We start from the raw sequence: 21,287 nt of genomic DNA on the forward strand, positions 1-21,287 counted from the left end.
CGCGCGCTCCGCTTCGCGGCTTTCGCGCGGAGGGCGTGGCGAACGTTCGTCGTTTGAGCGTCTCCCCGTTTCGCCGATCAAAAACCGAAAGCCGTCAAATAGCACATGGTGCAAAAGGACGCGATTCCAAACCAGACCGCCAGGCAGAGCGGCGGCTTTATCAGCAAAACGAGGACGACCGCGAGACCGTCCACCACTTTTTTCCACGTGATTTCGATCTTTTTTCTGTAGCGCTTCTTTCCGCCGTCCTCTGTAAGGGTATAGATCCACGGGGCATCATAAAGCCTTGCCATGCCGAAAACCACAAAGTAAATCGGCACGACGGGAACCATAATGCAGAACCACACGGCCGAGCCGCCGAGAGACAACCTTGCAAAGTCGAATCCATTCAGAAAGAGGGCGACGATCACCGGCAAAAAAATGACCGCGAAACTCAGCAGCGCGATTCCCATCATCCGTTTCGGCGACCTGAAAAGATAGACGACGGGCTGGACCTTGCCGTCCAGTTTCCTCAAGAACACCGGCCGGGCCACCTTGCGCTCCAGGATCTCCTCGCGAAGGACAAGCTTCCCCCCGTCCCTGCGAAAGGTCCGCTCTCCCGAGGTGAATATCTTTCGGTAAGACCCGATCTCCCCGCTGTTATTCGCGAAATCGCCGAGCATGCACAGATAGACGATCAGATAAAAGATCCCGAGCATGCCCGCGATGCCCAGGCTTTCCCAGAGATCCATGCCGGAAAGCGCCATCGCGGAAAACGTGGCGCCGACAGCCAAAAGCAGCGTCACCATGGCTTTCAGCCACCACGGCAGAGTGACGTAATACGTTTTCTTCTCCGCGCGGACGCTGACCTTGCCCGTCTGTCCGTTCACGGCCGCATGGATATCCCCGCCGGAAACATAATAGACCGGCAAAAGCACGGGCAGCCTGACGGCGGACTTTGCCTCCGTATTGATCTTGATCGCCTTGGTGCCCCACATCTTTTCCAGCTGCGGCCGGTAGTTTTCCGAGACCTCTTCCGTCATCCGCCTTTCGGCTTCGGCCTCGGATATATCCGTTATCTTTACACGCTGTCCCGCCACATAGGCGAAATCGAAGGCTTCAAGACCGTCCAGATCGAACGGTTCCATGGCGTCCAGCAGTAAATTGTCGAGCTGTTTCGAACCGTTTACGAACTCATCGTTCACAAAACCCTCGAAGCCGTAGACCTCGGCCGTCCTCTTGCAGCTCACGCGGCAATGCACCGGGCCGCGCACCATCTCGTAGGGAAGATAAAATCCCTTCAGCTCGGGGATCATGGACCGCAGGTGCTTGGCCTCTTTTTTGCGGCTGTTCCGGTCGCACCATTCTTCCAGCCTTTGCTGCGCTTCCGCTTTCGTGAGCCTGAACGGGATGACGCTTTCCGGCAGTCCCGCGTCGTACAGATACTCTTTCCGCACCAGGCTCCTGCCGCAGAACGCGCATTTCGACAGAGCCTCGTTTTCCTCGAACACAATCGTTGCGCCGCATCCGCTGCAGGACGCGGACTCCAAAGAGAACGCCTCGGCGGACTTCTTCATTTTTTTCTGCTGCGCGTTCCGGTAATCCTTTTTTTCCTCCAGCGCCGCCTCGACCTTCACCGTTCCGCCGCAGTAGCCGCATTCATAAACCTGATGGACAATGTCAAAGTTTGCCGGCGCCCCGCACTGAGGGCAATGGATATTCAATATCTCTTTTCCCATGACTCGGTTCTCCTTTCGATCATCGCCAGAGGGCATAATCTCATCGTCGGCCCAATCCGGAACCGAAGAAGCGCTTTTCACAGTCGATACTATCAAGAATCGGTATCACGGCTCCTTTTCTTCGGAACAATAGAAACGGGACAGCCGGCTGCTCAGCCGGGTCTTTTCGGAGCTGCTCATCAGCGGATTCTGATGGAGCAGCCTCGTCAGCGTTTCCCGTTCCGCTTCGTCACAGTTTGGGCGCGCGCCTGCGCCGAGGAGCAATGCGACGGCTTCGGCTGTTTTGTTGTAGGCGGCGGCCAGTTTCAGCGGGGTCCAGCCGCTTTTGTCGCGGGAATTGGCGTCCGCGCCCGCCAGCAGCAGGAGGCGCACCACGGCGGGCGACGGCACGACCTGCTTGAGCGCGTGCATCAGCGCGGTCGCGCCGCCGCGGTCGCCGCGGTCAACCTGCGCGCCGGAGCGCAGCAGGATGTCGACGACGGCGGCGTCGCGGTTGTAGGCCGCGGCATACATCAGCGCCGTGCGCCCCTGGCGGTCGCGAGCGCCGACTTTCGCTCCCGCTTCGACGAGCAGATCGACGACGACGGCGCTGCGTTTCTGCGCGGCGATCATCAGGGGCGTAGCGTGCTCGCCGTTTCTCGTTTCCAGGGGCGCGCCGCGTTCGAGCAGGACTTTCAGCGCCGCCAGGCTGGCATTGGAGTTCAGCGCCGCCGCCAGCGGCGTCACGCCGCGTTCGTCGCGGGCCTCGGCCGGAGCGCCCCGGCGCAGCGCCGTTTCGATCTCCGCCGCCGAGCCGCGCGCGCATAAGGCAATAAACTGCCTGGCGGCCGACAATTCCCCGCCGCCGGCGACGAAGTCTCCGTCCGCGTCCAGAATGATGCGCAGCTGTTCGTATGTCTCGCCCATGGAATCCATCCCCTTCCCTCCGCATTTATTATATATGAAAGATCGGAAAGTTGCGACAGATAAAAATCTCTCCCCGTCGGGACGGATCCCTCGTCGCCGGATTTTATGCCGCGACGGGGACGAACATGTTCTTTCCCCAAAAATTGCGGTACAATAGAGGCGAAGTTCACTGAAACTAACGTCGACGGATTTTCGAAAAGGGTGAGACCATGATCAAACGCGCTTTTATCGTCGCGGCGCTGACGCTGTGCCTGATCGCCGGAACGGGCTTTTATTACCGCTCGCGGCTCGACGCGCTTTCGGCCGCTTCCTCGGGGGCGCGGCGAGCCCACGCCGGCGAGAAGGAGCTGGACGGGCTCTATCTGCTGGCGGTCAATCCGCGCGTGGACGCGTCCGGCGAACTGCTGCGCGGACTGCGCGAGGCCGCGCTGGGACGGCCGGCGCGCTTTGGACGCCCCGGCGAGCTGAAGCTGGCCTACACGACCGACGAAAAGGCGCTCGGCGTTTACGCGCGGCGTCTGGCGCGGCGGCTGGAACGCGCCGGCCTGAACGTGAAGCTGAGCCCCTGCTCGCCCGTGATGCTGCGGTCGAAGGCGCTCGCGGGCAAGTACGATCTGTTCGTCACGCCGCGGCGCGTCATCCTCATGAGCGACATCGGGCGGCTGGGCGCGCTGACGTTGAAAGCGCGGGAAATGGAGCGCGCGCTGTGAGGCGGCTCAACGCGCTGGTCACGGCGGCCCTGCTGGCGCTGCTGGCGTGGCACGGCATGTCGGGCAGCTTCATGCTGCTGGGAGTCAACGCTGGCACGGACAAGATCGTGGCCTGGACGGCGATGGCGCTGGCGGCGCTGCACGGCGCCATCGGTCTGGCGCTGACGGTCCCGACGCTGCGCGCTTCGCGGCGGGGCGCGCTGTATCTGCGGCAGAACGCGCGCTTCTGGGCGATCCGCCTCAGCGGGCTGGCCCTGATCCTGCTGCTGTGCCTGCACGTCGGCGTCTTCGGGCGCGTTCGTTCGGGGCAGTTCGTGCTGTTCGAGTTCACGACGCTGAAAATGCTCGTGCAGATCCTTCTGGCCGCGGCGCTGGCGCTGCACGTGCTGGCGGGGCTGGGGCCGCTGCTGGTCTCGCTGGGCGTCTGCCGCTACCGCGTCTGGCAGGGGGACCTGCTGTTGATTTTCTCGCTGCTGCTGCTGTTTTTCGCGGCGGCGCTGATCTTTTATTACGCGGAGTGGCAGTGGCGATGAAGACGCTGCTGATCGTCGGCGCGGGTCTGGCGGGCCTGGCGGCCGCCCTGACCGCCGCGGAAAAAGGGGGGCGCGCCGCGCTCGTCTCGTCGATGCCGTCGGAGCGCGCCCAGTCGGTGATGGCCGAGGGCGGCATCAACGCGGCGCTGAACGTGAAGGGCGAAAACGACAGCCCGGCACAGCACTTCGCCGACACGTACAAAGCCGGCTGCGAACTGGCCGACGCCGCGGCACTGCGCGGCATGACCGAGGCGGCGCCGGGCATCGTGCGCCGCCTGCTGGAGATGGGGACGCAGTTCAATCGGACAAACGGCGAGATCGACCAGCGCCATTTCGGCGGACAGAAGAAAAAGCGCACCGCCTTCGCCCAAAGCAGCACGGGCAAGCAGATAATGACGGCGCTGATCGACGCCGTGCGCCGTTACGAAGGCGAGGGGCTCGTCGTCCGTCTGCAGCATCACGATTTCGTGACGCTGCTGCGCGACGGGATCGCCTGCGGCGGCGCGGCGCTGCGCGACCGTTTCGACGGCTCCGTGTCGGAAGTCCGCGCCGACGCGGTGATCATGGCGACCGGCGGCATGCACGGCCTTTTTTCCGACACCACCGGCTCGCTGAACAACACGGGCGAAGCCGCGGCCGAACTGTTCCGTCTTGGCGCGCCGATCGCCGACGGCGAGTTCATCCAATACCACCCCACCACCGTGTCCGCTTCGGGCAAACGACATCTGATCAGCGAGGCCGCGCGCGGCGAGGGCGGGCGGCTTTTCACGATACGGGACGGCGAGCGCCGGTACTTCATGGAAGAGAAATACCCCGAGCTGGGCAACCTGATGCCGCGCGACGTCACCGCGCGCGAGATCTGGCGGGCGCGGCGCGGCGGCCCCGTGTTCCTCGACCTCACGGAACTGCCCGAAAACGTGATGAGCTGCAAGCTGGCCGGCGTGGTCGACACCTGCCTCACCTACCTGCGCCTCGACCCGCGCGAGCGCCCCATCCCCGTCGAGCCGGGACTGCACTACTTCATGGGCGGCCTCAAGGTGGACGCATCTCACCGCGTCGCCGGGTTCGAGAACCTGTACGCCGCCGGCGAGTGCGCTTGCCTGTACCACGGCGCCAACCGCCTCGGCGGCAACTCGCTGCTGGGCGCCATCTACGGCGGGCAGATCGCGGCGCGCACGGCCCTCGGCGAGGCGAAAGCCCCGGCGCGCTGCCGCGCCGGCGAAGCGCCGCCGCCTGCGCCGCAGCGGGACGTGAACGCCATGCACGCGGTCACGAAGCGCTGCCTCGGCGTGATCCGCGACGGCGAGACCATGGCCCGCGGCCTGAGCGAGCTGGAAAAGCTTTCCGGCACGCTGCCGCTGCTGGCCCGCTCTCTGCTGCAAAGCGCGCTGGCGCGCGAGGAAAGCCGCGGCGCGCACTTCCGCAGCGACTTTCCCGCGCGCGACGACGCAAAGTTCCGCCGCGCCAGCGTAGCGCGCTTCGACGGCGCGCGCGTCGCCGTAACGTTCGAGGACGTCGGAAAGGGGGACGAGCGGCCATGAACTTCGTCATCCGCGTCAGACGCGCCGCCGGCCCCGGCGCGCACGTTTTCTGGCAGGAATTCGCCTACGAAGGCGACGAGTCCGAGTCCGTCGCCGCCGCGCTGCGCGAGCTGAACGCGCGCACGCCGCTGACCGACCTGGAAGGCCGCGAAGCGCCGCCCGTCCGCTGGGAATGCGGCTGCGCCTGCGGCAAGTGCGGCGCCTGCGCCATGCGCGTCAACGGACTGCCGATGCTGGCCTGCAAAGCCTTTCTCGGCCCTCTGGGACGGACGGTCACGCTCGAGCCGCTGAGCAAGTTCCCGCTCGTCGCCGATCTTGTCGTCGACCGCGGCGTCATCTTCGAACAGCTGAAAAAAATCCATCTGTGGCTCTCCGGCAAAGCCGTGACGCGCGAAAAGACCCACGAACTGCGCTTCCAATCGGCCCGCTGCCTGATGTGCGGCTGCTACCTCGAGATCTGCCCGAACTTTTCCGCCGGAGGCGGCTTCGCCGGCGCGCTGGCGGCCGTCAGCGCCTACCGCATGTTCAATCAGGAGAGCGACGAACCCCACCGCGCCGAAGCGGCGAAACGATATGTCAAACATTATTACGCCGGCTGCGGCACCTCGCTGGCCTGCCGCGCCATCTGCCCGGCCGGCATCCCCGTGGACGAGCTGATCTCCCGCAGCAACGCCGCCGCCGTCTGGCGAAGGCGGTCGTGAGCCTGCATCAAAAAGAAGCGAATAAAAAACCGCGCGGACGAACGGGAAAAATTCCGTTCATCCGCGCGGTTTTCGTTTTGCGTTCCATTTTTTCCCGCAGTCCCCGTTTACGCCTCGAACAAGTTGCCCTCGCGCAGCCTGCCTTCGCTCATCGTGCAGACCCGCTTGCCGTATTTCAGCGAGTCGAGGTCGTGCGAGACGATCAGCAGCGTCACGCCCTCGGCGTTGAGGCGCGAGAATTCCTCCATGATGCCGCGGCTGGATTCCACGTCGAGATCCGACGTCGGCTCGTCGGCGATCACCAGCTTGGGACGGTTGATCAGCGCGCGGGCGATCAGCGCCCGGCGCAGTTCGCCGCCGGACAGCTCGCCCGGGTACGAACCGGCCGTCGCGCCGATGCCGAAGCGTTCCAGCAGCAGTCGGGCCGCGCCTTCGCCGTCGCCGCCGTGCGGGTAAAGGCAGAACGGCAGCATCACGTTCTCCAGCACGGTCAGATTGGGCAGCGCCGCCGCTCCCTGAGGGATGAAGCCGATCCTGTCGCAGCGCAGCCGCGACAGTTCCGCGTCGCTTTTGCCGGCCAGACCGACGCCGTCCAGTTCGACCGAGCCGGACGTGGCCGTCAGCATGCCCGCCGCCAGGTTCAGCAGCGTCGATTTGCCGCTGCCGGAACGGCCGACGACGTTGACGAAATCCCCGCTCGCGACGGTCAGCGACACATGGTCCACGGCGAAGAACGGACGGCCGCCGCGCGAATACTCTTTGCACAGGTCTTTCAGATTCAAAACGGCGGCCATCTCAGTTCCCCCTCAACGTGTCGTAAATGTCGGCGCGGCTGGCCCGGCGCGCCGAGAACAGCGCGCTCAGCACGCCCGTAAGGACGGAGACCGTCACGGACGCGACGCCCAGCAGGATCAGCGCCCTCCAGGACGGCAGAAGGAACGGCAGCTTCAGCGCTTCCGAAACCGCCGGGCTGACGACGGCTGCGGCCGCGGCGCCGAGAGACGTACCCAGCACGGCGCCGTAAAAACTGATCAGCAGCGCTTCGGTCAGAGCCAGAGCAAGGATTTTGCCGCGGCTGGCGCCGACGGCGCGCAGAACGCCGATCTCGCCCTTGCGCTCGTTCATGGTCACGGAGAACAGCAGCGCGATGACGATCACCGCCAGCAGCCAGACCAGACCGATGCCGCCGCGGATCATCCACGAGACCAGCGTCAGCGAAGAGGCGATGCTGTTGACGAACTTCTTGCTGAACAGCGCGAAAATATCGTCGTCGCCGAAGCGGCGGTTGATCTCCTGCGCCACCTTCACCGAATCGTAACCCGGCTTCAGCTTGACCATCACCGTCGAGACGAGGCTGCCGTCGTTGGCGAGCGGATGTTTGAAGATGTTTTCCGCCGCCTTGGCCAGGTCGGTCACCGTTTTGCGCGTCACGAAAACCGTCGAATCGAACCCCATGCCCGTCTGTTCCAGCCTTCCGGCGATGGGCAGATCGACGCCGAAGAAATGCAGCCGCTCGCCCGCTTCGCCGTTGACGCGGTAGCCGACGATCAGCTCGCCGTCTTTGAGGCCGCGCCCCAGCGTCGCTTCCAGCCACGGGCGCACGATGAAGTCGCTGTCGTAGTCCACGCCGACGATCTGCAGCGGATAGGAGCAGCAGGAGGCGCGCAGCGTCGCCAGAAAAGTCTGCGGCGACATGCGGTCGATCCCTTCCACGTCCCGCAGGCGCTCGAGGATGTCCTTGGGCAGGTAGAACATCGACGGCTTGCCCGAGAGGATGATACTGTCGATGTGGGGATCGTACCCCGCCGGCACGACGATGACGTCGGCGCCGAGGCGGTCGGCGGTGCTGCGCGCGCCGCCGGACAGACTGATCGACAGGACCGTGCCCGCGTACAGGAAGAACGCGAACAGCAGCACCGTGAGCACAAGGCAGAAACTCCGCCAGGGGCGGCGGCGGATGTTTTTGCGCGCGACGGCCGCCATGCTCAAGGGTGCGCCCGCCATCTTCAGCGCCCTCCCCTGACGAAAGACAGGATCAGCGAGACGACGTTCAGCGCGACGATGGCGGCGGCGACCTTCTGCACGAACGGCATCGTCACGGCGCGGCAGGCGTGCGTCGGATCGCCGCACAGGCCGCAGACCCAGCCGGCGCCGCGCAGCGGGATCACGCCGGCAGGAACGAGCAGGCAGGCCACCGCCGCCGCGATGGCGACAAGCGAAGCCAGAACCGCAAAACAGCCGCGGCCGCGGCGCAGCAGGGCGAACAGCGCCAAAAACACGACGACTGCGCCCATCCCCGCAATGAACAGTCCGGAATAGTAACACTTCATCGGGCCGCCGTGAGGCGCCATCTGCGAACAGACCGGCGCCAGCCAGAACGGCGTCAGGGCAAGAACCAGTCCGAGCAGAGCGTTCACGACGGCACACAACGTTTTCATCACTCTACCTCGCTTTGCTCAGCGCTTCATGCACGGCGATCTGCATGGCCTTGTAGGTAACGGACGCGCCGGAAATGCTGTCCATCGTGTCCACATCCTGCGCCTCGATCAGCATGTCCGGATACTTCTTCATCGCGCGCACGGCGCGCTGCGCCTGGCGAAAATCCTCGGCCGAACCGTCCCTGCCGTGATTTTCGTCCTTGATGTTACCCAGCGCGTCGCGCGCTTCGAGAACGCAGGCCACGATCCTGTTGTCCTTGAGCGTCAGGATCACCTTGGTGTTTTCGCCGTCGTCGGCCTGATACTCGCCCTCGTAAACGCCGTCCCGGTACGTGACGCCGAAGATCCTGTCTTTCATGGCGAAAACGCCGCCGCCGATCACGGCGAGGACGGCGATCAAAATCAGTGCTTTCTTCACGATACGCGCTCTCCTTTACGCTCTCAGCACGCCGCTGAAACTGGCGCGCTGGTCGATATCCTGAACGATCTTGCCGTGCTCCAGCACGATCTTGCGCTGCGCCACGTCGCCGACTTCGGGATCGTGGGTGACGACGATCAGCGTCACGCCCTCGTCGTGCAGGCGATGGAAGATGTCCACGACGATGCGTTCGTTCTCCTCGTCGAGGTTGCCCGTCGGCTCGTCGCCGAGCAGGATGCGGGGCGAATTGATCAGCGCGCGGGCGATGCAGACGCGCTGCTGCTCGCCGCCGGAAAGCTGCGTGGGCAAATGATGGGCGCGCTGTCCCAAACCGACTTTTTCCAGAGCGTCCATGGCCTCTTTCTCGTCGGGCATGCTGTGGTAATACTGGGCGACCATGACGTTTTCGAGAGCGGAAAGATAACTGATCAGGTGAAACTGCTGGAAGATCAGGCCGATCTTGTCGCGGCGGATCTTCGTCAGGTTCGCGGCGCTCTCGCGGCTGATGTCGGCGCCGTCGAGAACGACGCTGCCCTCGGAGGGAGTGTCCATGCAGCCGATGACGTTCAGCATCGTCGTCTTGCCGGAGCCGGAAGGCCCCATGATGGACAGCCACTCGCCTTCGTTCACCGTCAGGTTGATATGCGAGAGGGCATGCAGGTCGCCGTAGATCTTGGAAACATCTTTCAATTCGAGAATCTTACCCAATTTTTATTCCCCCCTGAGCACGATCGCGGGATGAATGTCCATTACCCGGCGCACCGGCAGGATCGAAGCGAGCACGGTGATCGCGATGAAAACCGCGATGGTAACGGGGATGATGGGCCACTGGAAGTCGATGGCCCGGCCGAAGACGTTCAAACTGACGCGCTGCGCGAACTCGAAGCCGAGGAACACGCCGACGACGCTGCCGATCAGGCCCAGCAGCACGCCTTCGCCGAGCAGTTCGCCCATGACGAGGCGATTCTCGGCGCCAAGCGCTTTTTTCAGGGCGATCTCGCGGCGGCGCTCGGCGACCATGGCCATCATCGTGGTGGAAACCGAGATCATCGTGATGATCAGCACCACTACCGTGACCAGCAGCACCAGCGCCTGCAGCTTGCCCAGCACGATGTCCTGCGACTGGGTGAGACGGCGCACGGCGCGCGGCTGGATGCCGGGCATCTCCGCCTCCAGGGCGGCGGTCAGTTCTTCCATCTGCTCCGAATCGGCCACGACGCTGCACTCCACCACGTCGCCTCGGAAGCTGTCGCCGATCAGACCGTCGAGCATGTCCACGTCGGCGAAGATGAAGCCCTCTTCGGCGCCGCCGGTGGTGACGATGCCGCAGACGGTCAATTTCTTGGCGAAATTCTGTTCGCCTTCGTCGCGGACGCGGTTCTCTTCCGCCGACAGGTTCTGCCCGGAGGCTTCGGCGCGGCGGCCGTACTTGACGCCCAGCACGGTGAACGTGTCGCCGATGGACAAATTCAGCGTCTCGGCGATCTCCTTGCCGACCATCACCTGGTCGGGCGCGGCGGCGCTGCCCCAGTCTCCTTCCACGTACCAGAAGGGGCTGTTCTTCTTCGCCTGCGGCAGGTCGGTGCCGGCGATAATGTAGGGCTGCTCGTTGATCTTCACCGTCTGGTAACGGTACGGCGCCATGCCGACGATGCGGTCGGAGCCGATGATGCCGCGCACCCGTTCGAGGTCTTCGCGGCTGATGCGGGCGTCGCCCTTGGGCAACAGCAGCAGATTGGCGCCGTAGGAGCGGAATTCGCGCCCCAACTGACGCGGGATGTCATAGTAGATCGTCACCAGGCCCGACAGGATGGTGGCGCCGATCGCGATAGCCAGCACGGCGCTGATCAGCCGCGAGGCGCGCCGGATCAGCGAACTCGTCACCATTTTGAGGTACATTTTCCGTCTTCTATTTACCATGGAGGACCTCCGTCGGTTTCAGGTTCAGCAGGTAACGGATCGCCGGGATCGAGCCGAACAGCGTCACGAAGAACAGGATCACGGCCACGATCACGATCACCAGCCGCGCGATCTCGATGGAGGAGCCGAAGACCGTCTGGCCGATGATCTGCGCGAAGCCGATGCCGAGGAAATATCCCAGCGCGCCGCCGAACAGGCTGGTCATCATCACCTCGACCAGCACCAGCAGCACGATCTGATAGTTATGGGCGCCGAGCGCCTTGAGCAGCCCCAGTTCCTGGCTGCGCTCGATCACGCTGGCCGTGATCAGGTTGGAGATCGCCAGCGCCGAGCCGATGGAGCTGAGGATCGTGATCAGGATCATCAGCAGCGTCGTCTTGTTGAGGATCGTCCCCTCCGACTCCGCCACCTGACGCACGGGCTTGGCCACGCCGTCGCGCACCACTTCCTGGATCTGGTGGCAGATGGCGCTGACGTAGGCCGTACAGTACCATGTCTCGTACTCTTCGGGCGAGAGGCTGCGCGGATCCTGGGCGGCCTTTCGCGCCAGATCGTTGTCGGGCGTGGTCAGCGCCGAGACTTCGAGGCGCGAGACCTTGCCGGGCAGACTCATGAGCTCCTGCACCATTTTCAGCGTGCCGACGATCTGGCCGTCGGCCGCGCCGCCGTCGTTGAAGATGCCCTTGACGGTCACTTTTTTCGCCGCGCCGTTATGCGTCAGCGTCAGTTCGCCGCCGACGCCGATTTGAAGCCGTTCGGCCAGAGCGCCGCCGACCATGACGAAGCCGTCGTCGTCTTCGCCGAGCCAGTCGCCCTTCATGTCGATCTGCCACCAGTTGCGCAAGGGGCGCAGACCGGTGTCGATCTCCTCGCCGGTGTTCAGCACGGCGTGTTTCTGCACCCAGGCTCCCAACAGCGGGACTTCCTCGCCGCCGTTGACCCGGGCGCGTCCGTCGATCATCGGCGCGAAGTCGATGATGTTGAACCCCCAGAAGATCGTCTTGAGCTTGAGCACGTCCTCTTCGTACAGGAACTTGTCGGTGACGCCCAGTCCCTCGCTGAGACCGTAGAGATCGTTCATCAGCGCCGCGTCCTTGTGGCGCACGGTGATGTTGGCGCCGTAAACTTTCAGCTCGCGGTTGACCTTGTCGCCGACGCCCAGCATGACGTTCATCATCGCCGTGGACAACGATACGCCGAGGATGACGGTGAAAGCGATCATCAGCATCTTGCTCTTCTGGCGGGCGAGCGTCCGCCAAATCATTCTCCAGAACATGTCCGCTCCCGCCTCCTACCTGAAGCGCCGTTCGTGGCGCTCGAGCTCCCTGACATCGATGGAGATCCGGCCTTCCCGCACCTCATAGGGGAAGGGAATCGGATTGCAGCCTCCCTTGAAGCCGATCGTGTTCTTGTTCATGACCACGTCGCAGCGGCGGCAGACCACGTCGTCGCCGCGTTCGAAATATCCGGCGACGCCGCAGATCTCGCAGGCGTCCAGGCCGACGCCATAGGCCGTGCCGACAGGCTTTTTGACGACGAGAAAGCGCACGTCGTAGCCGTTCGGCGTAACGTAGGAAAATTTGTGCAGGTGCCCGTCGGACGCCTTTTCCAGGTCTATGGAAATGATGCCGTCGCTGAGATCGTAAGCTTCCGGCGGCACTTCCGCCGGAGGCTTGGTGTCGTAATAATGGAGCGCCGTCACCGTCAGCGCCGCCGCCAGAGCCCAGGAGAACAGGCTCCACGACCAGCGGCGGCAGGTGCGCAGGCGGGCTTTTTCCTTGCGCAGCAGGGCGCGGTTGGCGAACTCCCCTTCGGGGCGCCGGTGCGTGGCGATCACCCACAGCAGCATGACCAGCCCCAGCAGCAGCTGAGCGAAGAGGAAATAATTTTCATATTCGTCGCCCAGGACCATGATCTCGAACACGAGGTCGCTGAGCGGGATCATCTTCAGTCTCTGCAGCGAAGCGACGGCGTTGAAGCCGTATTCGACGAAGAAGAAAAGCACGGAGACGCCGAGGAACACCATGCCGCCGCGCTCGTCCAGAGCGCGATGGACCTTGAACGAACTCAAGCCCAGCAGCAGGCACAGCGCGAGACCGAGGGCAAAGCCGATCGCGCGCAGCAGCGCCTTGGTGCTGAAGCCGCTCTCGCCGAAATAGACGAACTCCTGAGTGAACTGGATCACGGACGGCGCCAGATACATGAAGGCGACGCCCAGCAGCGCCGCCAGCAGCACGACGCCCAGCGTCCGCCAGGCGCCTTCGACGCGGCGCGGCAGCGACGAAAGCAGCGCCCACAAAAGAGCCGCGGCCGCGACAACCGCGACGGCGACGACGACCCAGCGGTTGAACCGCGTCAGGGGCAGATTCATGCCCTTGGGATCGTACAGGCGCACGCCGAAAACGACAAAGCCGAGAAGGATCCCCGCCGCCATTCCACCCCAGGCGATCGAACGGCCGATTTTCTCTCGGCTCCGCGTCGCGAAGCCGAGGATCAGGCCGGTCAAAAACGATAAGGAGGCGAGATGATCCGTGACCGCAACAAGATATTTTAAAATGGGACTGACCCCCGTTCTCAATAAACAGCCAAAGCGGGGCGCTGTTCTGCTCTTACGGCAGCGCAGCTCCCCGCATACTCGACTTCTTTTTTTGCTTATACCTCGATTTTACTGATTCTGAAGCTGCTCAGCGGTGTACTTCCATTTGAAATCGCAGGTGTAGGTCTTGAAGTAATCCTTGGCGTTCTCCTTCGCCGGCACGCCGGTCTCGGGATCGGTGTGGAGGAGATAATCCGTGGGCGGCTCGATGGTGAAGCGCAGCGTGTAGGTGCCGACCTTCAGGCCCTTCTTGATGTTGGCGCCGTAATGGGGGCCGTCATCGGCGTTCATGGGCATGAAGGAACCGTACATGACGATCTTGTTGTTCTTGTCGAGTATCTCGTACTTGACGGTCAGGTACGCGGGCCAGATGTTGTCGCCGGCGCCGAAGCCGTACTGCACGGCGTATTCGGGCTGCAGGTGGATGTCGGCCTCGAGGTGCATGTCGGACTCTTCCTTGGAAGGATTCTTGCCGGCGGGATACATATCGACGGCCTGGAAGTACACGGCGGCGACGTTGTAGGGGCCGACCTGCTTCTCTTCGCCGATGGAGATCTCGGAAAAGCCGCTCTCACCCGGCTTTTCCACCGCGGGGGCGGCCATCGCGGACGCCGCCAGAGCCACCACGGCAAGACCGGCCAGCATTGCAACAAAAGACTTTTTCATAAGAACTTCCTCCTTTAAAGATAGCGTTCTATAAAAGTTCCGCGCGGCGCGGAATCTTTCCGAAGATGAAAACTACTTCGCTCCCCCGTCCTTCTTTTTGCCGAACAGATGAGGCAGCGTCACCCACAGCGAGGCGATCAGCAGCATGACCTGCGGGATCAGCGTCTCGGCGCGGTCGTAAATGCTGAGGATCTCGATCTGGAAGCCCTTCATCGCGGGGATGACCGTGCGCCCCGTGATCACGTCGGCCTCCGTCAGTTCCACCACGCCCTTGCCCATGAAGGAAATGCACATCAAAAACAGCAAAATGCTGGTGAACAGGAAAAACGGCTTGAGCGGCAGCTTGACGCTGAAGTAACGGAACGCCACCCAGACGGCGACCAGCACCGCCGTGCCGGCGAGAATGCCGTAGACGATGTGCGGGACGCTGTTCATGCCGCCCGTGAAGGCCGCCTTGTAGAACAGGATCAGCTCCGCGCCCTCGCGCATCACGGCGATGAACGCCGCGAAGATCAGCGTCCACTGGCTCTTGCTGTCGATCGACTGCTGCACCTTGCCGCCGATGTAATTCTCCCAGCGCTCCGTGTCGGCCTTGGAGAGCATCCAGTTGCTGACGTAGAACAGCACGGCCACCGCCAGGAACATCGTCCAGCCCTCGAGCAGCTCGCGCGCCACGCCGCTGGCGTCGCCCATCATGTACTCCAGGAACCAGGCCAGCACCGCGCTGGCGAAAACGGCGGCGAAACAGCCGAGGTACACGCTCTTGATCATCGGCGTGTTGCCCGTCTTGATCAGATAAGCGACGATGGCGACGATGACCAGGATCGCCTCGAGCCCCTCGCGGACCAGGAGTCCGAACGCCGTCAAGAACGTCAGCCAGTCGCGGCTGACCGGAGCTTTCCTGGGCGCCGCGCTCGGCGCGCCCTGATCTGCGGATACAACGGCGGCCTTCTCGGGTTCGCTCTTCTTTTCCGGTTCGCCGGCGGCTTCCGCGCCATACGGCGCCGGTTTGCCCGCCGGGCCGTAGACAGCCTCGCCGAGACTGTCCGGATCGGTGTCGCTGATGTCGCCGTCGAGGACCATGGCGTCCTTGTAGACCTTGACCTTCAGATCCTCGATCTCGCTGACGAGCGTCGCCTTGTCCATCGAGTCGTTGTTGCCGAGCAGTACGTGCTTGATGGCCGAGAACTTGCCCTCGATGTGGCCGACGCGGGCCGAAGAGATGGCGACCATGACGTTCTTCTCGAAGCCCTGGATCTCGTAATAGCCGAAATAGGCGTCGTTCATGTTCTTGTGGGCGGCCTTGTACTCGCCCTTCTCGACGTTCTCCCGCGCGCGCGAGAACTCAACCGCCATGTCCGCCGCCACGGCTTTCCACGTGTCGTATTTCTTTTTCTTGGCCGCGGAAGCGTCCTGCGCCGAAGAGAAAAGAAGGAAGAAAACAGCGACCGCAAGCAGTCCCAAGCCCCGCCCGCGCCGCAACATGTTCTTTGTCTGCATCGTGCCGCCTCCTTACGCACATTTAATTTTCCAGCTCCCGGCCGCGCCGGAAGACAAAAATCCGGCCGCGCGAAAAGATCCTTCGCGCGCCAACGCTCCACTCGAGATCTTTCGTTGTGCGCGGAAAGATCTGCTCCGTACGGAATTCGCACTTTCGGACGGGACTCCCTGTAAGTCTCGGACCGCATGTTTCACAGCTCTTCTTAGTTGTTGCTAACTAATACAGCGTTAGTTTAACACCCCTAACCAACCTGTCAAGCGTTTTTTCAAAAAAATCCCTTTAGATCAATTAAAAACATTCCCTCCAGCGGCGACGCCCAAAACACCGCAACAAAAAAGCCGGAGAGAGCGCAGCGCTCTTTCCGGCTTTTTTGCGGTTCTACGGCACAGTTCTTCCCCGAGGCGCCCCCGAGCCTGGTCAGATAAGCCCCTTTTCCTGCAGCGACGAAATCTTGGCGTCATCGTATCCAAGGAGAGTCTTGAGGATGTTTTCGGTGTCCTGGCCGAGCTTCGGCGCCCCGCGCCAGACTTTGCCCGGCGTCTCGGACATCTTCGGGGCGATGCCGAAGGCGGTGATTTCGGTTTCGACGGTCTGATCCTCGTACGTGATCCAGTCGTTGCGGCTTTTGAAATGCTCGTTCTCGAAGGCGGATTTGGCCGTGTTCAGCACAGCGCAGGGGACCCGCGCCTCCTCCATCTTCCGCTCGATTTCCGCGGCGGTCAGAGAAGCGCACCATTCGATGACTTTCCGATTCAGTTCGCGTCCCTTGGGCGAGGCGACGGCCTCTATGCCGGACGAGCAATCCTCGTAGTTGAAATAGTCGAGATCGAATCCGACGCCCTGAATGAACCTCTTGTACACTCCCGGGCCAAAGGCGCCGAGCGCCACGAGGAACCCGTCTTTCGACTTGAAAATATTGTAAGGCTGGAACGCCGGCGAGGCGTTGCCGCTTCTTTCGGAAATTTTCCCGGCCATGGTGTATGAAGTGTAGGTGCCGCACATATACTGCGCCATCGCTTCGAACTGCGCGACGTCGACGACCTGCCCCCTGCCCGTCTTCTGAACGTTGATATACGCGCCCAACGTACCGAAGAGAACGGCGAACGCCGAAACGAAGTCGTTCGTATAAGGTTTGGACACCGACGGATCGCGGTCGGGGTCGCCCTGCAGGTACAGCCATCCGGAAAACGCCTGCCCGATCATGTCGTACGAAGCCCTGTTGCAGACCGAGGGGACGCCGCCGAATTCCTTGTGCCCAAGTCCGCTGACGTGGACGATGACGAGCTTCGGATTGACCTTCAGCAGTTCCTCGTCGTAGATGCCGAGCTTCTCCAGCCAGACCATGTTCTCCATGAAGACGTCGGCTTCCTTGATGAGTCCATAAAATATCTCTTTGACTTCCTCATGCCGGAGGTTGAGCTCAAGCGTCATCGACAGCTTGTTTCTCGCATCCTGCGCCCAGGCCGTGGAAACTTTCTTCCCGTTGACGGTGGCGAACGGCGCCATCAAACGCAGCGTGTCGCCGACGCCGGGGCGCTCGATGTGGATGACTTCGGCTCCGAAATCGGCCAACATCGTGGCGGCAAAGGGCATCGCAATGAGAGAGCCGCTGTCGATGATCCTCATCCCCGCAAGGGGGCCGAATTCCGGGATGATAAACGTACGATCGCGCATGGACAAGATCCTCCTTTGAAATGATATGAATCTCCGCACAAAGCTCGCACCCGAATCTCAGGCTTTTCGCCTTCTGATCTCCTCGATCAGGGCCGGTATCAGCGTCCTGTAGTCGGCAACCGCGCCAGAGAGATCGCACCGTGGAGAAGAACGGAAGACCCTTGTTTCAGACCCGTTGCGTCAGGGTATTTTCGCAAGGACAAGCGCTGTTTTTATTGTACCATGAACGCGCATGTTAGTTTTACCATGGAATTGATTCGATTAAAAGCCTAAACTTTCGCAATAGATCCTATAATCATACTAAGGTAATATTGCTCAGGTTCAGTATAAGTTCCGGTGTTTTTCGGGCAACCGGTATCGTCGATTTTTTCGACGCCTTCTGACCATGATCTTCAGATACGACAAAAGGCCCTGCATCTATTTGCAGGGCCTTGACGATTTTATACTGAATTCCATCTTTCCTGGGGTCTAATGAAGAAACATTGGCGGAGGGGAGAGGATTCGAACCTCCGGTACCCTAAGGTACACATGCCTTCCAAGCAAGCACCATCGACCACTCGGACACCCCTCCGCGGACAAAGGGCATTATAACACAGGCGGGCGTTTTTTGACAAGTTGCGGCCGCGGCTTTGAAACGCGCCGCGCAAAGATGGCGGCGGGGAGAACTACCTTTCCCGTTTCGCAGGAAGGCGCTACTTCGCGGGATAAACGGCGGACCAGTAATCGTACATCTCGCCGCCGGTGGCGAGCCAGGCCGCGTCGCTCTGCTTGATCTCGCCCAGCAGTCCTCGCAGCAGCGGCATGCGGCCGGGAGTGCAGGCGGTCTGCGGGTCGAGCTGGAGCACGTAACAGAGGCCGCGCTCGGCGCAGCCGAGGAACTCCTCGCGGAAGTTGTTGAAGACCTGAGAGTAATTTGCGATCCGCCCCTGTCCCTTCGGCATGGGCGGGTGGTAGTTGAAGGCGAAGTACGGCAGGTCGTAAAGCGCCCAGTGAACGGGGATCTCCAGCAGTTTTTCGCCGTTTCCCAGATCGAGCCAGAAGGGGCGGTCGTCGCTGCTGAGGCTGCTGGAATACACGGCGCCGTTGGCATGGGCGGCGCGCAGGGTGTCGAGGGTGAACTCGGCGATGGGGGCGCGGTAGCCTCTGGGCTGCTCGCCGACGACGTTTTTGAGGACGGCGGCGCCTTTTTCCATGTCGGCCGCGGCCCGCTCGGCGGGCAGCAGGCCCCAGTTGAGCAGTTCGCAGCCGCGCAGGGCGATCTCGTGGCCGCGGGCGGCGACGTCTTTCACTTTTTCGGCGTAGGCCGCGGCGGTCGAACCGGGCACGAAAAACGTGGCCTTGATATCCAAATCGTCAAGAAGCTCCAGCAGGCGCGGCAGGCCGCGGTCCATACCGTACTGCCCCATGGACAGAGTCTTCGGGCGTTTCGAGACGTCGGGGTCGACGGCCAGCCAGAAATTCTCGGCGTCGAGGTTGACGGTGATCATGGCGGCGCAGCGGGCGCCGTCCTTCCACTCGATTTCAGGCATTTTTCAGGACCTCCTCGCGGTCGTAATGTTCGCGGTACCACTGCGCCACTTCGCCGCCGCGCGCGACCCAGACGTCGCCTCGCTCCTTGATATGCCGGATCAGCTTTTCGAGGATGCGCAGGCGGCCGGGAGTGCCGGTGACCTGCGGATGGATCATGCTGACGAAGCACAGGCCGTATTCGTAATAGCCGTCGAACTCGCGCGAGAAATTGTCGTAGACCAGGTCGTAGCCGGAGATGCGGTCCTGCCCGTCGGGCTCGGCGGGGAAATAATTGTAGGCGGTGGCCACGTAATCGTCCAGTTCCCAGCGCGTAGGGATCTCGATGAAATCGGTCTTTTCGCCGTCGATCGCGGTGTGATAGGGGCGGTCGTTGCCGCGCATCGAACTGCTGTAGTCGACGCCGCGCTCGTACAGCAGGCGCGGCGTGTCCAGCGACCAGTCGCCGGACGGGGTGCGAAAGCCGCGGGCCGGTTTGCCGATCAGGTCGCAGAAGATGTTCTGGCACTTTTCGACGATCTCGATCTGCCGCTCGCGGCCGCAGTTGAAGAACATTTCGTGCGTGTAGCCGTGCTGGCCGATCTCGTGCCCTTCGGCGTCGATGCGGCGGATCAGCTCGGGGTTCTCCTCGGCGACTTTGCCGGGCACGAAGAACGTGCCGGGAACGCCGTATTCCTTCAGCAGGTCGAGGATGGCGTGCGCGCCGCGGTTGGGGCCGTAAAGCCCTACCGAGCGGGCTTTCAGGAACTTGTCGCCGCCTTCGTAGTGGGCGTTGCCGTTCTTCCACGTGGTGTCCCCGTCGAGATCAAACGTCAGCATCACGGCGCAGCGGGCGCCGTCTTTCCAGAGAAGCCTGTCTTCCATTTTTTCAGTCTCCGTTTCTCTGCGTCTAAAGCACTTTTTCCAAAAACTGCCGGGCGCGCGCCGACTGCGGCGACGAGAAGAACTCAGACGGCGCGGCGTCTTCGGCGATCACGCCCTCGTCGACGAAGCAGACGCGGTCGGAAGCCTCGCGGGCGAAGCCCATCTCGTGGGTGACGATCGCCATGGTGATGCCCGTGGAAACCAGGCTGCGGATCACGTCGAGCACTTCCTTGACCATTTCCGGATCGAGCGCCGAAGTGGGCTCGTCGAAAAGCAGCGTGCGCGGTTCCATGGCCAGGGCGCGGGCGATGGCGACGCGCTGCTGCTGGCCGCCGGAGAGCATGGAAGGATAAGCGCGGGCTTTGTCGGCCAGGCCGACGCGCTCGAGCAGCCTCATGGCCTTTTCGACGGCCTGCGCCTCGGGAAGGCCGCGCACTTTCATGGGCGCGTAGATCATGTTCTGGAGCACGTTCTTGTTCTGGAACAGGTTGAAGTGCTGAAACACCATGCCCACGTTCTCGCGCACTTTCTGGATGTCCACGCCTCTTTCGGTGATATCCACCCCGTCGATGACGACCTGTCCCGACGTGGGCGTTTCGAGCAGGTTGATGCAGCGCAGCAGCGTCGACTTGCCCGAGCCGGAGGGGCCGATGACGGACACCACTTCGCCGTCGTCGATCTTTAGATTCACGCCCCGAAGCACCTCGAGGGAGCCGAATTGTTTTTTCAAGTTTTTAATTTCGATCACTTTTGTGCAGCCTCCTCTCCAGGCGTGAGGCGATCACCGTGAAGATCATCACGAGCACGTAGTACATGCCGGCGACGACGATGAACGGCTCGAAGGCCAGATAAGTGGAGTTCATGGCGGTCTGGGCGGCGCGCATCATGTCGAGCATGCCGATGGTGGCGACGATGGAGGTGTCCTTGAGCAGGGCGATGAGCTCGTTGACCAGCGACGGCAGCACGGTGCGCAGCGCCTGGGGAATGACGATGTCGAACATCATGGCGCGGTAGGGCACGCCCAGGGCCATGGCGGCCTCGCGCTGGCCGACGTCGATGGACTGGATGCCGCCGCGCAGGATCTCGGACACGTAGGCGGCGGAGTTGAGCCCGAAGGTCAGCACCACGGCGTTGAAGGCCGGGATCTGGTAGTCGAAGAGCTGCGGCGTGGCGAAATAAACGAGGAACAGCTGCACCATCAGCGGCGTGCCGCGGAACACCGAGGTGTAGGCCGTGGCGAACCACGACAGCGGCCCGAGGCGCGAGACTTTGAGCAGCGCCAGGACGGTGCCGCAGACCGAACCCATGATCACGGACATGAAGGTCACCTCGAGCGAATTGATCATGCCGTGGTAAAAGACTTTGTAATAGGGCCAGATGCGTTCGAAGTGCAGCGCGAACCGCCGAGCCGGGGCCGGCGCGGCCCACGCCAGCCCCGCCAGAGCCAGCAGGACGGCGCATGCCAGCCATGCGGGCGCCGTTTTTCTCCGGTTGAAAAAGTTCTTTCTCAATTGTTTCTTCCTTCCTGCGGCGTTTCGCAAAGCCGCCGCGGCGACGCGCGGCGCGCCCGCCGC

Annotated in this window: 21 protein-coding genes and 1 tRNA gene; 4 read left to right on the forward strand and 18 right to left on the reverse strand. The window is 62.6% G+C overall.

All coding sequences use genetic code 11. The features are described 5' to 3' along the window. Nucleotides 1-77: 77 nt before the first annotated feature. Together D7D26_RS00315 and D7D26_RS00320 are read right to left on the reverse strand one after the other, a co-directional pair. Nucleotides 78-1,718 carry a hypothetical protein gene (locus tag D7D26_RS00315; protein WP_120371578.1) on the reverse strand — a complete coding sequence of 547 codons (1,641 nt, stop codon included), beginning with the start codon at nucleotides 1,716-1,718 and terminating at the stop codon, nucleotides 78-80. 105 nt (nucleotides 1,719-1,823) lie between these two features. Further along, nucleotides 1,824-2,624, reverse strand: coding sequence for an ankyrin repeat domain-containing protein (locus D7D26_RS00320; RefSeq protein ID WP_158606208.1), 801 nt, complete (start codon nucleotides 2,622-2,624; stop codon nucleotides 1,824-1,826). Nucleotides 2,625-2,833: 209 nt separating this feature from the next. Here D7D26_RS00320 and D7D26_RS00325 point away from each other — a divergent pair, with 209 nt between their 5' ends. The 4 genes from D7D26_RS00325 to D7D26_RS00340 are packed head-to-tail and all read left to right on the forward strand — an operon-like array spanning nucleotide 2,834 to nucleotide 6,109. After that, a complete protein-coding gene (locus tag D7D26_RS00325; RefSeq protein WP_120371580.1) occupies nucleotides 2,834-3,334 on the forward strand; it encodes a DUF6921 family protein in 501 nt (166 codons plus the stop codon). Continuing rightward, on the forward strand, nucleotides 3,331-3,867 hold the full coding sequence (locus D7D26_RS00330; protein ID WP_120371581.1) for a pilus assembly protein PilX: 537 nt from the start codon (nucleotides 3,331-3,333) through the stop codon (nucleotides 3,865-3,867). Before D7D26_RS00325 ends, D7D26_RS00330 begins: the two co-directional genes overlap by 4 nt. Beyond that, complete coding sequence (locus D7D26_RS00335; RefSeq protein ID WP_120371582.1) at nucleotides 3,864-5,408, forward strand: FAD-binding protein; 1,545 nt, start codon at nucleotides 3,864-3,866, stop codon at nucleotides 5,406-5,408. Before D7D26_RS00330 ends, D7D26_RS00335 begins: the two co-directional genes overlap by 4 nt. Beyond that, the gene (locus D7D26_RS00340) at nucleotides 5,405-6,109 is read left to right on the forward strand and encodes a 2Fe-2S iron-sulfur cluster-binding protein (protein ID WP_120371583.1); all 705 of its coding nucleotides are present in this window, start codon (nucleotides 5,405-5,407) and stop codon (nucleotides 6,107-6,109) included. Before D7D26_RS00335 ends, D7D26_RS00340 begins: the two co-directional genes overlap by 4 nt. 107 nt (nucleotides 6,110-6,216) lie before the next feature. Here D7D26_RS00340 and D7D26_RS00345 read toward each other — a convergent pair whose 3' ends face one another. From D7D26_RS00345 to D7D26_RS00420, 16 genes are all read right to left on the reverse strand, one after another. After that, nucleotides 6,217-6,903 (reverse strand): ABC transporter ATP-binding protein, encoded by a 687-nt coding sequence (locus D7D26_RS00345; protein ID WP_120371584.1) that lies wholly within the window; start codon nucleotides 6,901-6,903, stop codon nucleotides 6,217-6,219. A 1-nt stretch (nucleotide 6,904) separates the two neighbouring features. Continuing rightward, the gene (locus D7D26_RS00350; RefSeq protein ID WP_120371585.1) at nucleotides 6,905-8,113 is read right to left on the reverse strand and encodes an ABC transporter permease; all 1,209 of its coding nucleotides are present in this window, start codon (nucleotides 8,111-8,113) and stop codon (nucleotides 6,905-6,907) included. 2 nt (nucleotides 8,114-8,115) lie between these two features. Further along, nucleotides 8,116-8,547: a DUF4418 family protein gene (locus D7D26_RS00355; RefSeq protein WP_120371586.1), complete on the reverse strand. Its 432-nt coding sequence runs from the start codon at nucleotides 8,545-8,547 to the stop codon at nucleotides 8,116-8,118. A gap of 4 nt (nucleotides 8,548-8,551) precedes the next feature. Next, nucleotides 8,552-8,965: an FMN-binding protein gene (locus tag D7D26_RS00360; RefSeq protein ID WP_199674619.1), complete on the reverse strand. Its 414-nt coding sequence runs from the start codon at nucleotides 8,963-8,965 to the stop codon at nucleotides 8,552-8,554. Nucleotides 8,966-8,980: 15 nt separating this feature from the next. Continuing rightward, nucleotides 8,981-9,673 carry an ABC transporter ATP-binding protein gene (locus tag D7D26_RS00365; protein WP_120371587.1) on the reverse strand — a complete coding sequence of 231 codons (693 nt, stop codon included), beginning with the start codon at nucleotides 9,671-9,673 and terminating at the stop codon, nucleotides 8,981-8,983. Between the two features lie 3 nt (nucleotides 9,674-9,676). Beyond that, a complete protein-coding gene (locus tag D7D26_RS00370; RefSeq protein ID WP_120371588.1) occupies nucleotides 9,677-10,885 on the reverse strand; it encodes an ABC transporter permease in 1,209 nt (402 codons plus the stop codon). Further along, nucleotides 10,875-12,161, reverse strand: coding sequence for an ABC transporter permease (locus D7D26_RS00375; protein ID WP_078015918.1), 1,287 nt, complete (start codon nucleotides 12,159-12,161; stop codon nucleotides 10,875-10,877). The genes D7D26_RS00370 and D7D26_RS00375 overlap by 11 nt, the downstream gene beginning before the upstream one ends. Nucleotides 12,162-12,176: 15 nt before the next feature. After that, nucleotides 12,177-13,391: a Fe-S-containing protein gene (locus D7D26_RS00380; RefSeq protein ID WP_120371589.1), complete on the reverse strand. Its 1,215-nt coding sequence runs from the start codon at nucleotides 13,389-13,391 to the stop codon at nucleotides 12,177-12,179. A 159-nt stretch (nucleotides 13,392-13,550) separates the two neighbouring features. Beyond that, a complete protein-coding gene (locus D7D26_RS00385) occupies nucleotides 13,551-14,147 on the reverse strand; it encodes an iron transporter (protein ID WP_120371590.1) in 597 nt (198 codons plus the stop codon). Nucleotides 14,148-14,219: 72 nt separating this feature from the next. Next, nucleotides 14,220-15,647, reverse strand: a complete 1,428-nt coding sequence (locus tag D7D26_RS00390; protein WP_120371591.1) for an FTR1 family iron permease — start codon at nucleotides 15,645-15,647, stop codon at nucleotides 14,220-14,222. Between the two features lie 418 nt (nucleotides 15,648-16,065). Further along, entirely contained in the window at nucleotides 16,066-17,322 is a 1,257-nt protein-coding gene (locus tag D7D26_RS00395) for a CaiB/BaiF CoA transferase family protein (RefSeq protein ID WP_120371592.1), read from the reverse strand. A 483-nt stretch (nucleotides 17,323-17,805) separates the two neighbouring features. Beyond that, nucleotides 17,806-17,893: transfer RNA gene (locus D7D26_RS00400), tRNA-Ser, on the reverse strand. A 121-nt stretch (nucleotides 17,894-18,014) separates the two neighbouring features. After that, complete coding sequence (locus D7D26_RS00405; protein WP_120371593.1) at nucleotides 18,015-18,851, reverse strand: polysaccharide deacetylase family protein; 837 nt, start codon at nucleotides 18,849-18,851, stop codon at nucleotides 18,015-18,017. Further along, nucleotides 18,844-19,713, reverse strand: a complete 870-nt coding sequence (locus tag D7D26_RS00410) for a polysaccharide deacetylase family protein (RefSeq protein ID WP_120371594.1) — start codon at nucleotides 19,711-19,713, stop codon at nucleotides 18,844-18,846. The genes D7D26_RS00405 and D7D26_RS00410 overlap by 8 nt, the downstream gene beginning before the upstream one ends. 25 nt (nucleotides 19,714-19,738) lie before the next feature. Then, nucleotides 19,739-20,461, reverse strand: a complete 723-nt coding sequence (locus D7D26_RS00415) for an amino acid ABC transporter ATP-binding protein (RefSeq protein WP_120371595.1) — start codon at nucleotides 20,459-20,461, stop codon at nucleotides 19,739-19,741. Further along, a complete protein-coding gene (locus D7D26_RS00420) occupies nucleotides 20,448-21,224 on the reverse strand; it encodes an amino acid ABC transporter permease (protein ID WP_233543410.1) in 777 nt (258 codons plus the stop codon). The genes D7D26_RS00415 and D7D26_RS00420 overlap by 14 nt, the downstream gene beginning before the upstream one ends. Nucleotides 21,225-21,287: the final 63 nt, after the last annotated feature.

It is taken from the genome of Pyramidobacter sp. CG50-2 (assembly GCF_003612005.1).
In the GTDB taxonomy this organism is placed as follows: domain Bacteria; phylum Synergistota; class Synergistia; order Synergistales; family Dethiosulfovibrionaceae; genus Pyramidobacter.